This window comes from Pseudomonas bubulae, assembly GCF_037023725.1.
Classification (GTDB): domain Bacteria; phylum Pseudomonadota; class Gammaproteobacteria; order Pseudomonadales; family Pseudomonadaceae; genus Aquipseudomonas; species Aquipseudomonas bubulae.
This window is the reverse complement of sequence record NZ_CP146077.1, coordinates 3,173,906-3,186,339: the sequence shown is the minus strand read 5'-3', so window position 1 is coordinate 3,186,339 and position 12,434 is coordinate 3,173,906. Positions and strand designations below refer to the sequence as shown.

The window sequence follows — 12,434 nt, the reverse complement described above, 5'->3', positions numbered from 1 at the left end:
TGGACTTAACCGCAGGAACCGGCATGATCCACGCCATAACAAGACTGACGACGGCCCAGCCCATGACCCGCCCCGCCCGCGCCACAGACCCGTCCTACGAACTGATGGACGACCACAATGGCCTGTCGATCATCTATCGCCAGCATGGCTTCCCCTGTCCGCTGGTGCGCTGGCACTTCCATAAGGAATACGAGTTGCATCTGATCGTTGCCAGCAGCGGCAAGGTGTTTGTGGGCGACTATATCGGTAATTTCCACCCTGAAACATTATTCCTCACCGGGCCCAACCTGCCTCATAACTGGATCAGCCAGGTGGCCGGTGACGAGGTGGTGCCCACCCGCGACATGCTGGTCAACTTCACCGATGAACTGCTTGAGAACGCCGCCTCGGTACTCACCGAACTCAAGTCCCTCACGCCAATGCTTGAACGGGCGCGCCACGGGATCGAGTTCCGCTGTAAAGCCACGATCCGCAAGGCTATGGACCTGATGCAGGCAATTGCCGGCTCCAGCGGCATCACCCGGCTTGGCCATTTCCTGATCCTGCTGGAACTGCTGGCCGGCTGTGATGACTACCAGCTGCTGTCTGGGGTCACCGCCGGAAATCTGGCCGACGAGCAAACCATCGACCGCACCAACCGGGCTGTCGACTATATCTTCAGCCACTACACCCGCGAGCTGCCGCTAGAAGAAGTCGCCGACTACATGGGCATGAAGCCCACCTATTTTTCCCGCGTATTCAAGCAAGCCACAGGGCGCTGCTTCATCGAGTTCGTCAATCGACTGCGCATCAGCAAGTCCTGCGAGTTACTGGCCGATGGTCAAAAGCCCGTCACAGATGTGTGTTTCGAGTCAGGTTTCAACAATATTTCCAACTTCAACCGTCGCTTTCAGCAACTCAAAGGAATGACCCCGTCACACTATCGTCGCCTGGCGGTGCAGCGTTTGACCGAGCAAAACCAGCGTGCACCGAGTGAACGCCTGCGCAGTGCAAAATAGTATCGATTGATGTGCTTCCAGTGATTTGTCACGCCGGTGATTGAGGGCTGTAATCGGCCCAGGCGCTTGCCCCGTGCGAGCCGCTATAAAAACAATAACCGTCCTTCAAAAGCCGCCAGGCCGCTGAAGTGGAGTGCTCAATGAATATTCCTGTCAAAGCGTTATGTGTCGCCACGTGCATGACCCTGAGTGGCATCAGTTCAGGCGCGCAAACCCTGACCATTGCCACGGTCAACAACAGCGACATGATCCGCATGCAAAAGCTGGTGAAAACCTTCGAGAGCGAGCACCCCGAGATCAAGCTCAACTGGGTGGTGCTGGAAGAAAACGTATTGCGCCAGCGCCTGACCACGGACATTGCCACCCAGGGCGGACAATTTGACGTGCTGACCATCGGCATGTACGAAGCCGCACTCTGGGGTGCCAAGGGCTGGCTCGAGCCCATGACCGACCTGCCCGCCACCTATGCCATCGACGATGTGTTCCCGGCGGTTCGCGACGGCCTGTCCGTCAAGGGCACGCTCTATGCCCTGCCGTTTTATGCCGAAAGCTCGATGACCTATTACCGTACCGACCTGTTCAAGGATGCCGGGCTGAGCATGCCCGAGCATCCAACTTGGGAGCAGATCGCCGGCTTTGCCCGCACCCTCAACAAACCTGACCAGGAACAATACGGCATCTGCCTGCGCGGCAAGGCGGGCTGGGGTGAAAACATGGCGCTGATCAGCACCATCGCCAACGCCTACGGCGCGCGCTGGTTCAATGAACAATGGCAACCGGAGTTCAACGGGGCCGAGTGGCAAAATGCCTTGAATTTTTATGTCGGCACACTGAAAGCCTCAGGCCCGCCGGGTGCGACCAGCAATGGTTTCAACGAAAACCTGGCGCTGTTCAACAGCGGCAAATGTGCGATCTGGGTCGATGCTAGTGTTGCTGGCTCGTTTGTCACCGACAGTAGCCAGAGCAAGGTCGCCGAGCATGTCGGCTTTACCTTCGCCCCCCATGCTGTGACCGATAAAGGCAGTGCCTGGCTGTACTCCTGGGCACTGGCCATACCCACCAGTTCCAAAGCCAAGGACGCCGCCAGGACATTCAGCACCTGGGCCACGTCCAAAGAATACGGTGCACTGGTAGCGGAAAAAGACGGCATTGCCAATGTACCCCCGGGCACCCGTGCCTCGACCTATACCGAGGCGTACCTGAAAGCTGCACCCTTTGCCAGGGTCACCCTCGAGTCCTTGAAAGTTGCCAACCCTCAGGACCCGACCCTCAAGCCCGTCCCTTATGTGGGTATCCAGTTGGTCACCATTCCGGAGTTCCAGGCGGTGGGCACCCAGGTTGGCAAGCTGTTCAGTGCCGCGCTGATTGGCCAGACCACCGTGGACCAGGCACTGGCCGCGGCCCAGCAGAGCACCGAGCGCGAAATGAAGCGGGCGGGTTATCCCAAGTAGCACTGCCAACACCAAACTCTGGTCTGTGGGAGCGAGCCTGCTCGCGAATACCGCGTCGACTCCTTCACGAGGAGGCTCGCTCCCACGCAAAGCAATTCAGGTGTATTGACGATGACGACTTCGACTGTTATTGCCGCGCTCGACGCCCCGCCAACGGGGCGGCGTCCGCGCCTGTTCAATCCCGGCTGGTTTCTGGTAACGCCCTCTGTGGCGCTTCTGTTGCTGTGGATGATCGTGCCACTGGGCATGACCCTGTACTTTTCACTGATCCGCTACAACCTGCTCTATCCCGGCGAAAACCAGTTCGTGGGGCTGGAGAACTTCACCTACTTCCTCACCGATTCGGGCTTCCTGCCCGGCGCAACCAACACTTTGCTGCTGGTTGGCAGTGTGCTGCTGATCAGCGTGGTGCTCGGCGTACTGATCAGCGCCCTGCTCGAAGCCAGCGAATTCATGGGCCGCGGCATCGTAAGGGTGCTGTTGATCTCGCCGTTTTTCATCATGCCGACCGTGGGCGCGCTGATCTGGAAAAATCTGATTTTCCATCCGGTATCCGGCGTCCTGGCCGCCGTGTGGAAGTTGTTTGGCGCCCAGCCGGTGGACTGGCTGGCGCACTACCCGCTGCTGTCGATCATCATCATTGTGTCGTGGCAATGGCTGCCCTTTGCGATCCTGATTCTGATGACCGCCATGCAGTCTCTGGACCAGGAACAAAAAGAAGCCGCGCGCCTGGACGGTGCCGGCCCCATCGCGATTTTCTGGCACCTGACCTTGCCCCATCTGGCGCGCCCCATTGCCGTCGTAGTGATGATCGAGACCATCTTTCTGTTGTCGGTGTTCGCCGAAATCTTTACCACCACCAACGGCGGCCCGGGCTATGCATCCACCAACCTCGCGTACCTGATCTATAACCAGGCGCTGGTGCAGTTCGATGTGGGCATGGCCTCGGCCGGCGGTTTGATCGCCGTGGTCATCGCCAATATTGCCGCCATCATTCTGGTGCGCATGCTCGGCAAAAACCTGACAGACAAGCCGTGAGGGCTCAGTTATGACACTTCAACAATCGCGCCGCCTGCAAAGCCTGCTGCTGGGCACCCTGGCCTGGGCTATCGCCATCCTGATCTTTTTCCCGATCTTCTGGATGCTCCTGACCAGTTTTAAAACCGAACTCGACGCCTTTGCCACGCCGCCCCAGTTCATTTTCACGCCCACGCTGGAGAACTACCTGCATATCGAACAGCGCAGCGGTTACTTTCACTTCGCCTGGAACTCGGTGGTGATCTCGTTCACTGCCACGGCCCTGTGCATGCTGATCGCTATCCCGGCGGCCTACTCGATGGCGTTCTACGAAACCAAGCGCACCAAGGGCACGCTGCTGTGGATGCTCTCCACCAAGATGCTGCCGCCAGTGGGTGTACTGATGCCCATCTACCTGCTGGCCAAGAGCTTTGGCCTGCTGGATACACGGGCGGCACTGATCATCATCTATACCCTGATCAACCTGCCGATCGTGGTGTGGATGATTTACACCTACTTCAAGGATATTCCCAAAGACATCCTCGAAGCCGCACGGCTGGACGGCGCCACGCTGTGGCAGGAGGTGGTGCGCGTATTGCTGCCGATCAGCAAGGGCGGCCTGGCTTCAACCCTGCTGCTGTCGCTGATCCTGTGCTGGAACGAAGCGTTCTGGTCACTGAACCTGACCTCTTCCAGCGCCGCGCCTCTGACTGCACTGATCGCGTCCTACTCCAGCCCCGAGGGCCTGTTCTGGGCCAAGTTGTCGGCCGTTTCGACCCTGGCCTGCGCACCGATCCTGATTTTTGGCTGGATCAGCCAGAAGCAACTGGTGCGCGGTTTGTCCTTCGGCGCAGTCAAATAAAAATACTGATTGGAGGCCCACTATGGCCAACCTGAGAATCAACAATCTGCACAAGGGCTTTGAAGGTTTCTCGATCATCAAAGGCATTGATCTTGAGGTCAACGACCGTGAGTTCGTGGTATTTGTCGGGCCGTCGGGCTGCGGTAAATCCACACTGCTGCGCCTGATTGCCGGGCTTGAGGAAGTGACGCACGGCACCATCGAGCTGGACGGTCGCGACATCACCGAAGTCAGCCCGGCCAGGCGCGACCTGGCCATGGTGTTTCAAACCTATGCCCTGTACCCGCATATGAGCGTGCGCAAAAATATGTCGTTTGCCCTCGACCTGGCAGGCGTGCCCAAGGCCGAAGTGGCAAAAAAGGTCAACGAAGCCGCCCGCATTCTGGAACTGGCACCCTTACTTGAGCGCAAGCCCAAACACCTGTCCGGTGGTCAGCGTCAGCGCGTGGCCATTGGCCGGGCGATTGTTCGCAACCCCAAGATCTTCCTGTTTGATGAGCCGTTGTCCAACCTCGATGCCGCGCTGCGGGTGCAAATGCGTCTGGAACTGGCACGCCTGCATCAGGAACTGCAAGCAACCATGATCTACGTGACCCACGATCAGGTCGAAGCCATGACCCTGGCCGACAAGGTGGTGGTGCTCAATGGCGGCAGGATCGAACAGGTTGGCTCACCGCTGGAGCTGTATCACCACCCCGCCAACCTGTTTGTTGCAGGCTTTCTCGGCACACCGAAAATGGGCTTTTTGAAAGGCCGGATCAGCCGCGTTGACAGCCAGGGTTGCGAAGTCGAGCTGGACGCTGGCACCCGTATCCAGTTACCCCTGAGCAGCCCTGCGCTGAGCCTGGGCAGCCCGGTCACCCTGGGCATTCGTCCGGAGCACCTGAACCTGGCCAAACCCGGTGAGTGCACCCTGAGTGTGACCGCCGATGTCGGCGAGCGCTTGGGCAGCGACACCTATTGCCACGTCAATACTGCCTGCGGTGAACCGCTGACCATGCGCGTGCGCGGTGATATGGCCAGCCGCTATGGCGAGCAGTTGCAGTTGCACCTGGACAGTGAACATTGCCATTTATTCGATGCCGGGGGCCTGGCCCTGACCCGTCCATTGCGCGCAGCTGCCTAAACCCACGAGATTGCCCCATGAAACTCAATCGCCGAAACCTCGACACCCTTACCAACCTGGTGGCCAAACCCACCTACCTTGGCAGCGATACCCGGCAGGGCATTGCCCACATCGGCGTGGGCGGATTTCATCGCGCCCACCAGGCGTATTACACCGATGCCCTGATGAACCGGGGCCAGGATCTGGACTGGAGCATCTGCGGCATCGGTCTGCGGGGCGAAGACCGCAAGGTGCGCGACGCTCTGGCCGATCAGGACTACCTCTATACCCTGTTCGAACTGGGCGACAGCGACGACACCCAAAGCCGCATCATCGGCTCTATCAGCGGCATGCTGCTGGCCGAAGACGGCATCAATGCGCTGATCGACAAGCTGGCCAGCCCGGCTATTCGCATCGTTTCGCTGACCATCACCGAGGGCGGCTATTGCATCGATGACAGCAGCGGCGAATTTATGTCTGCACTGCCACAGATCCAGCACGACCTCACCCACCCCGAAGCACCGACAACCGTGTTTGGTGTGCTATGCGCCGCCCTGGCCCGACGCCAGGCCAGCGGTATCCGGGGCTTTACCCTGATGTCCTGCGATAACCTGCCCCACAACGGCGCTGTCGCGCGCAAGGCCCTGCTGGCTTTTGCCGCGCTGCGCGGTGCTGAACTACATGATTGGATCGCTGCCAATGTCAGCTTTCCAAATGCCATGGTGGATCGCATCACGCCCATGACCAGTAACGCCCATCGTTTGCAACTGCATGACCAACTGGGTATAGACGACGCCTGGCCGGTGGTCTGCGAGCCGTTTATCCAGTGGGTACTCGAAGACAAATTTGCCTGCGGCCGCCCGGCATGGGAAACCGTGGGCGTACAGCTCACCGACGACGTCACGCCTTATGAAGAGATGAAAATCAAACTGCTCAATGGCAGTCATCTGGCATTGACGTACCTGGGGTTCCTCAAGGGCTATCGGTTTGTTCACGAAACCATGGGCGATCCCCTGTTCGTGACGTATATGCGTGCCTACATGGATCAGGACGTAACGCCGCAACTGGCGCCGGTGCCCGGCATTGACCTGACGGCCTACAAGAACACCCTGGTGGAACGCTTTTCCAATCAGGCCATTGCCGACCAGTTGGAGCGCGTGTGCTCGGATGGCTCGTCGAAGCTTCCCAAGTTCACCGTGCCTGCCATCAACCGGCTGATCAGCGATGGTGGCGAGTTGAAACGTGCGGCACTGGTGGTTGCAGCCTGGGCGATGTATCTCAAGGGAGTTGATGAAAATGGGCTGCACTATGCGATTCCCGACCCGCGAGCGGAGTTTTGCCAGGCCCTGGTGGCGGATGATGAGTTGATCGTGCAGCGATTATTGAGCGTTGAAGAGATCTTTGGCGGCGCCATTCCCCGGTCTGCCGAGTTTGTTGCTGCGTTCGAGTGGTGCCTGAACAGCTTGCGTGATGTCGGGGTGAGCAAAACCCTGGAAAATCTGCTTCATCTTTGATGCCCAGCCCAGCCCTCTCTGGCAGAGGGTGCTGAATTGAGCAGTCGCAAGTGCGCCGTTATCCCCGATCAGTCCCTTATCCCTGCGGAAAGGGTCTGTTTGAGGCTTTTGATCTGGCTAAGAGCAGGTTCCCATGAGCACAACCCACTTATACCTGGGCATCGATTGCGGCACCCAGGGCACCAAGGCCCTGATCCTCGACAGCGAGTCCGGCCAGGTGCTCGGGCTGGGCAGCGCCCCACACACGTTAATCCAGGGCGCACAGGGGCGGCGCGAGCAGGATCCCGGGCAATGGCTGGATGCATTGCAACACGCCACCCGCCAGGCCCTGACCCAAGCCGGCATCAGCGGCCAGCAGATTCAGGGCATAGGCGTGTCCGCACAACAACACGGGCTGGTGCTGCTCGATAGCCAAGGCGATGTATTGCGCCCGGCCAAACTGTGGTGTGACACCGAGTCAACTGGCGAAAACAACCAACTGTTAGAATGGCTGGGCGGCGAAACCGGCTCCCTGGAGCGGCTGGGCCTGGTGATCGCGCCAGGCTACACGGTCTCCAAGCTGCTCTGGACAAAACACCATCATCCTCAGATTTTGGCACGCACTGCCCATATCCTGTTACCCCATGACTACCTGAATTTCTGGCTGACCGGACGCTGCTGCAGCGAATACGGTGATGCGTCCGGCACCGGTTATTTCAACGTGCGCACTCGCCAGTGGGATCGCGAACTGTTGCATCATATCGATCCCGACGGCCATCTGGAGCAGGCGCTGCCCGAGCTGATCGAGCCCCGCCAACCGATCGGGCGTATCCGCCCGCTTATCGCGCAGCTGCTGGGACTGAACCCCGATGCCGTGGTATCCAGCGGGGGCGGCGACAATATGATGGCAGCCATCGGCACCGGCAATATCGAACCCGGAATCATCACCATGAGCCTGGGCTCGTCGGGTACGGTGTATGCCTTTGACCCGCAGCCACAGGCCCGCCCTGAGGCCTCAGTGGCCAGCTTCTGCTCGAGCACCGGCGGCTGGCTGCCGCTGATCTGTACCCTGAACCTGACCAATGTCACCGGTGCCGTGCGCGAGCTGTTCGGCTTGTCTCTGGAGGGTTTCAACCAGATGGCCAGGCAGGCACCCGCAGGCGCAGAGGGCGTCAGTCTGCTGCCCTTCCTCAACGGCGAGCGGGTGCCTGCCCTGCCCGATGCCACCGGCAATTTTCAGGGCCTTACACTGACCAACATGACCCAGGCCAATCTGTGCCGCGCAGCCATTGAAGGCACCACCTATGGCTTGCGCTATGGCCTCGATCTGCTGCGCCGCAACGGCCTGCAAAGCCACGTCATCCGCCTGGTAGGCGGCGGTTCAAAAAGCCCCCTGTGGCGCCAGTTAGTGGCCGATATCATGGCCACCCCGGTAGTCTGCCCTGAGCAGAGCGAAGCAGCCGCACTGGGGGCTGCAATTCAGGCTGCCTGGTGTGTGGCTGCTGACTCACCGACACTGGCTGATCTGTGCCGGCGTTGCGTGCGCCTGGATCCTGCGGGTGAAACCCGGCCCGAGGCCGATAACGTCCGGGCCTACGAACACTTCTATCAACGCTACCGACTACAGGTCGCAGCCTTAACCGAGTAAATGTTATGTATCTGGTATGCGGAGAAGCCTTATTCGATTTTTTTGCCCGGTCGCCTGAGAGTACGCCGACGGGCCAGGTGGACTTCAAGGCCATTGCTGGCGGCTCACCCTTCAACGTGGCGGTGGGCCTGCGTCGCCTGGGCGTCGACACCGCACTGTTTGCCGGGCTGTCGACCGACTACCTGGGCCAGCGGCTGAAACAGGTGCTGGTGAATGAAGGCGTGAGCACGCGATACCTGCATGATCTGGACGCGCCCACCACGCTGGCCATGGTCGCGCTGGATGCCAACGGCTCGCCCGCCTACAGCTTTCGCGGTGAGGGCTGCGCCGACCGGCAATTGCACGCCCATCACCTGCCGCTGCTGGGGCCCGAGGTGCGGGGTGTGCATGTGGGGTCTTTTTCGTTGGTGGTGCAGCCGGTGGGCGATACGTTGCTGGCACTGGTCAAGCGCGAGAGCGGGCAACGGCTGATCAGCCTTGACCCCAATGTGCGCCTTAATCCAGAGCCGGACATCGAACGCTGGCGTCAGCGGATCAAGGAACTGATCCCCTATGCCGATGTGATCAAGGTCAGTGATGAAGACCTGGAGTTGCTGTACCCCGGACAGGACGCGCAGGAAATTGCCCGGTCATGGCTCAACCATCGTTGCCAACTGGTGTTTTTGACCCGGGGCAGCCAGGGCGCCAGTGTGTTCAGTCGCGAACATGGCCAGCGTTCGGTGCCCGCCAGCCTGGTGGAGGTAGCCGATACCGTGGGCGCGGGGGATACCTTCCAGGCCGCAGTGATTGCATGGTTGACCGGGCATGGGCTGGACTCGATCGAAGGCATACAGGGCCTGAGTGCGGTGCAACTGGACGCCCTGCTCGACTTCGCCAGCCGTGCCGCAGCCCTGACCTGCAGTAAAACCGGCCCGGACCTGCCCTACCGCGAACAGCTGCTATAACCGTTGTAGCCGCTGAGGAGCACAACGAGGCTGCGATAAGGGCCGCAGGACCTTCAATATTTCAGGGTCGCTGCGCAACCCATCGCCGCCTCGCTGCGCTCCTCAGCGGCTACAGCACTTACCAGATCGACAGGTTATAGCTGACGATCAAACGGGTCTCATCCACGTCACGGGCAAACTGGGAGTAGTTGGTGCGGTAGGTGGCATTACGCAAGCGCAGGCTGACGTCCTTGAACGTACCGCTTTGCACGATGTATTTCAGCTCGCTGTCACGCTCCCACTCCTTGCCCTCTTCGCTGCTGCCCACCACCTTGATATGGTCGCCATTGACATAGCGGGTCAGGAACGACAGACCGTCGATGCCGATGGCTTTGAAGTCGTAGTCGTAACGCAGTTGCCAGGAACGCTCCTGAGCGTTGGCAAAGTCGTTGACCTGCAGGTAGTTGACCAGATACGGGTTGCTGCCATCCAGGTACGGCATTGAAGTATCGCCGTTCATGCGCTGCCAGCCAGCACTGATCTTGTGCCCGCCCAGTGCATAGCCGAGCATGGCGCCCAATGCGCGGTTGTCGATAGTGCCAGCTTTGGCCGAACCCGAGTCATCACTTTTCAGCAAGCGCACATCGGCGGACAACACACCAGGACCGACCGGTTGATTGGCCTGCAAACCGACAAACTGCTGGCGATAGATATCCTGCAATTCACCGTAGTGGTATTGCGCAGTCAGATGCTCGTTAACCTTGTAATCCAGACCGTACATGCTGAAGTGATCAGCGGTGATATTGCAGCCATAACGCTTGTTTTTGCAGTTCAGGCGCAGGTCCTGGGAGTCGGTGGAGTCCCGGGCGGTATAACGGTCAAGGCGCGAGGCCATGAACTTGAGATCCCTGATTTCCTGGGATACCAGCATGGCGCCATTGAACATGTTTGGCAGTAAACGGCCATCATTGTATTTGAGCAACGGCAGATCAGGCAGCAGCGCGCCGTATTTGAGCACGGTGTCGGATACGCGCATTTTCGCCGTGAGGCCAAATTTGGCGTACTGATCCTTGGAACGACGCGGGTCGCTGCCGGTCGAAGGCAGCAGGCCACTATTGCTGTCGGCCGGGCTGGAATCCAGCTTCAGGCCCAGCATGCCCAGTGCATCCAGGCCAAAACCGACGGTGCCCTCGGTATAGCCCGATTGCAGATTGAGGATAAACCCTTGCGCCGTTTCATCGCGCTTGGAGGCGCCCTGGGGGTTTGAGCTGCTACCATCGCGAAAATCGCGATTGAAGTACACCGTACGTGCTTCCAGTCTGGCGCTGCTGTCTTCAAAAAAGCCGCCGGCCTGTGACGGTGCGGCAAAGCCGGCACACACTGCCAGCGCGCCCAAGTGTGCTACCCGGCGATGCGCCAACAATGAAAAAGGATGAACCATGTACAAGCTCCAGCAGCCAATCATTGGCAGGGTGAAAACGACCGAAGACACGCTCGGATACAAAGTGAGCGTCCTCAATCAAAAAAAGGGGCGCAATTGTACGAAAGGCTAAGCTGGAGCCTCATTCGACCTTAGTCGCACGGTCAAGACCGGGCTTTGCAGCAAGGCTGACAGCCTTGTACCGGTATGCGGCCTTAAACAGACCGACTTACAGATTCAAATTCAGGACCTACCATGCCAATCAAGAGTTCAAGGCGCCACCAACGCTTGCAGGCCAGCGCCACCGAACAAGCTTTGCTTGAGCTTAACGAAACCCTTGAGGAGCGTGTGGCCGAGCGCACCCGGGCATTGGCCGAGGCCAATATGCAATTGCAGCTCGAGATACAGGAGCGGGCCCGTGCCGAGGAAGCCCTGCGCCACGGGCAAAAAATGGAGGCGGTAGGGCAATTGACGGGCGGCATCGCCCATGATTTCAACAATATGCTCACTGGCATTATCGCCAGCCTGGATCTGATGAAACGCTACATCGCGGCAGGCCGTATTGACGAGGTCGAGCGTTTTGCCGATGCCGCCGTCAACTCTGCGCAGCGCGCCGCCGCGCTGACCAACCGCTTGCTGACGTTCTCCCGTCGCCAGTCGCTGGATCGCAAGCCGCTGGACCCCAATCAGCTGGTGAAATCACTGCAGGAATTGTTCAGCAGCAGCAAAGGCGCGAATATCGACCTGATCCTGGAACTGGGGCAAAACATCTGGCCGGTCAATACTGACAGCGGCCAGCTCGAAAGTGCCCTGCTCAATCTGATGATCAATGCCCGGGATGCGATGCCCGACGGTGGCACCCTGGTAGTCAAAACCGCCAATCATTACCTCAATGCCAGCGATCTCGGCACTCTGGAATCAGTCAGCTCCGGGGATTACGTCATGCTCGAGGTCAGTGACAACGGCACCGGTATGAGCCCGCGGGTCCTCGCCAGGGCCTTTGACCCGTTTTTCACCACCAAGCCCGTGGGCCAGGGAACCGGGCTTGGGCTATCGATGATTTACGGCTTTGCCCAGCAGTCCGGCGGGCATGTCAGCATCAACAGCCTGAGCGGATGCGGCACCCGTGTGTGCTTGTACCTGCCGCGCCATCATCACCCGGAGGCGAAAACTCAGGCATAATCCGCGACCGCGCACTATGCCCCACTGTTCCAAGGTACAGATCACATGAAAGCTCAAGCCCGCCATATTTTGGTGAAAACAGCCGAAGAGGCCGAATCGCTCAAACAACGCATCGCCAAAGGCGAAGCCTTCGATGTGCTGGCGAAAAAATTCTCCACCTGCCCGTCAGGCAAACGCGGCGGCGATCTGGGCGAAGTGAGGCCCGGGCAGATGGTTGGTATCATTGACCAGATCATCTTCAAAAAACCGCTGCGGGTGGTGCATGGCCCGGTCAAGAGCAAGTTCGGCTATCACTTGGTGCAAGTCTTTTACCGCGACTGAACAGCCCCCTGCCC

The 12,434-nt window shown here is 59.4% G+C and carries 10 protein-coding genes and 1 pseudogene; 10 read left to right on the top strand and 1 reads right to left on the bottom strand.

The genetic code is table 11. The features are described from left to right. Window positions 1–62: 62 nt before the first annotated feature. The 8 genes from V6L81_RS14530 (at window position 63) to V6L81_RS14495 (ending at window position 9,518) form a co-directional block, all read left to right on the top strand. Window positions 63–998 carry an AraC family transcriptional regulator gene (locus V6L81_RS14530; RefSeq protein ID WP_095024697.1) on the top strand — a complete coding sequence of 312 codons (936 nt, stop codon included), beginning with the start codon at window positions 63–65 and terminating at the stop codon, window positions 996–998. Window positions 999–1,138: 140 nt separating this feature from the next. Further along, entirely contained in the window at window positions 1,139–2,449 is a 1,311-nt protein-coding gene (locus tag V6L81_RS14525) for a sugar ABC transporter substrate-binding protein (RefSeq protein WP_338660084.1), read from the top strand. Between the two features lie 111 nt (window positions 2,450–2,560). After that, window positions 2,561–3,487 (top strand): carbohydrate ABC transporter permease, encoded by a 927-nt coding sequence (locus V6L81_RS14520; RefSeq protein ID WP_095000297.1) that lies wholly within the window; start codon window positions 2,561–2,563, stop codon window positions 3,485–3,487. 10 nt (window positions 3,488–3,497) lie between these two features. Further along, a complete protein-coding gene (locus V6L81_RS14515; RefSeq protein WP_153380607.1) occupies window positions 3,498–4,328 on the top strand; it encodes a carbohydrate ABC transporter permease in 831 nt (276 codons plus the stop codon). 22 nt (window positions 4,329–4,350) lie between these two features. Next, entirely contained in the window at window positions 4,351–5,454 is a 1,104-nt protein-coding gene (locus V6L81_RS14510; RefSeq protein ID WP_095019970.1) for an ABC transporter ATP-binding protein, read from the top strand. A gap of 17 nt (window positions 5,455–5,471) precedes the next feature. After that, window positions 5,472–6,947, top strand: coding sequence for a mannitol dehydrogenase family protein (locus V6L81_RS14505; RefSeq protein ID WP_338660083.1), 1,476 nt, complete (start codon window positions 5,472–5,474; stop codon window positions 6,945–6,947). Window positions 6,948–7,080: 133 nt separating this feature from the next. Beyond that, complete coding sequence (xylB, locus tag V6L81_RS14500) at window positions 7,081–8,574, top strand: xylulokinase (RefSeq protein WP_338660082.1); 1,494 nt, start codon at window positions 7,081–7,083, stop codon at window positions 8,572–8,574. A gap of 5 nt (window positions 8,575–8,579) precedes the next feature. Further along, window positions 8,580–9,518 carry a carbohydrate kinase gene (locus V6L81_RS14495; RefSeq protein WP_095000302.1) on the top strand — a complete coding sequence of 313 codons (939 nt, stop codon included), beginning with the start codon at window positions 8,580–8,582 and terminating at the stop codon, window positions 9,516–9,518. Between the two features lie 118 nt (window positions 9,519–9,636). Here the strand turns inward: V6L81_RS14495 and V6L81_RS14490 are convergent, their stop codons facing one another. Beyond that, window positions 9,637–10,938, bottom strand: a complete 1,302-nt coding sequence (locus V6L81_RS14490) for an OprD family porin (protein ID WP_095000303.1) — start codon at window positions 10,936–10,938, stop codon at window positions 9,637–9,639. 282 nt (window positions 10,939–11,220) lie between these two features. On the opposite strand from V6L81_RS14490, the pseudogene V6L81_RS14485 reads away from it, so the two are divergent. Both V6L81_RS14485 and V6L81_RS14480 read left to right on the top strand, forming a co-directional pair. Further along, window positions 11,221–12,072: pseudogene (locus V6L81_RS14485) on the top strand (sensor histidine kinase); the annotation flags it as partial. A gap of 72 nt (window positions 12,073–12,144) precedes the next feature. After that, window positions 12,145–12,420 carry a peptidylprolyl isomerase gene (locus V6L81_RS14480; RefSeq protein WP_083369510.1) on the top strand — a complete coding sequence of 92 codons (276 nt, stop codon included), beginning with the start codon at window positions 12,145–12,147 and terminating at the stop codon, window positions 12,418–12,420. Window positions 12,421–12,434: the final 14 nt, after the last annotated feature.

What these genes read in the sequence shown, in the direction of transcription:
- V6L81_RS14530 (WP_095024697.1), top strand. Translation starts at nt 63, where the DNA reads ATGACCCGCCCCGCCCGCGCCACAGACCCGTCCTACGAACTGATGGAC.
- V6L81_RS14495 (WP_095000302.1), top strand. Translation starts at nt 8,580, where the DNA reads ATGTATCTGGTATGCGGAGAAGCCTTATTCGATTTTTTTGCCCGGTCG.
- V6L81_RS14480 (WP_083369510.1), top strand. Translation starts at nt 12,145, where the DNA reads ATGAAAGCTCAAGCCCGCCATATTTTGGTGAAAACAGCCGAAGAGGCC.
- V6L81_RS14520 (WP_095000297.1), top strand. Translation starts at nt 2,561, where the DNA reads ATGACGACTTCGACTGTTATTGCCGCGCTCGACGCCCCGCCAACGGGG.
- V6L81_RS14490 (WP_095000303.1), bottom strand. Translation starts at nt 10,938, where the DNA reads ATGGTTCATCCTTTTTCATTGTTGGCGCATCGCCGGGTAGCACACTTG.
- V6L81_RS14505 (WP_338660083.1), top strand. Translation starts at nt 5,472, where the DNA reads ATGAAACTCAATCGCCGAAACCTCGACACCCTTACCAACCTGGTGGCC.
- V6L81_RS14525 (WP_338660084.1), top strand. Translation starts at nt 1,139, where the DNA reads ATGAATATTCCTGTCAAAGCGTTATGTGTCGCCACGTGCATGACCCTG.
- xylB (WP_338660082.1), top strand. Translation starts at nt 7,081, where the DNA reads ATGAGCACAACCCACTTATACCTGGGCATCGATTGCGGCACCCAGGGC.
- V6L81_RS14510 (WP_095019970.1), top strand. Translation starts at nt 4,351, where the DNA reads ATGGCCAACCTGAGAATCAACAATCTGCACAAGGGCTTTGAAGGTTTC.
- V6L81_RS14515 (WP_153380607.1), top strand. Translation starts at nt 3,498, where the DNA reads ATGACACTTCAACAATCGCGCCGCCTGCAAAGCCTGCTGCTGGGCACC.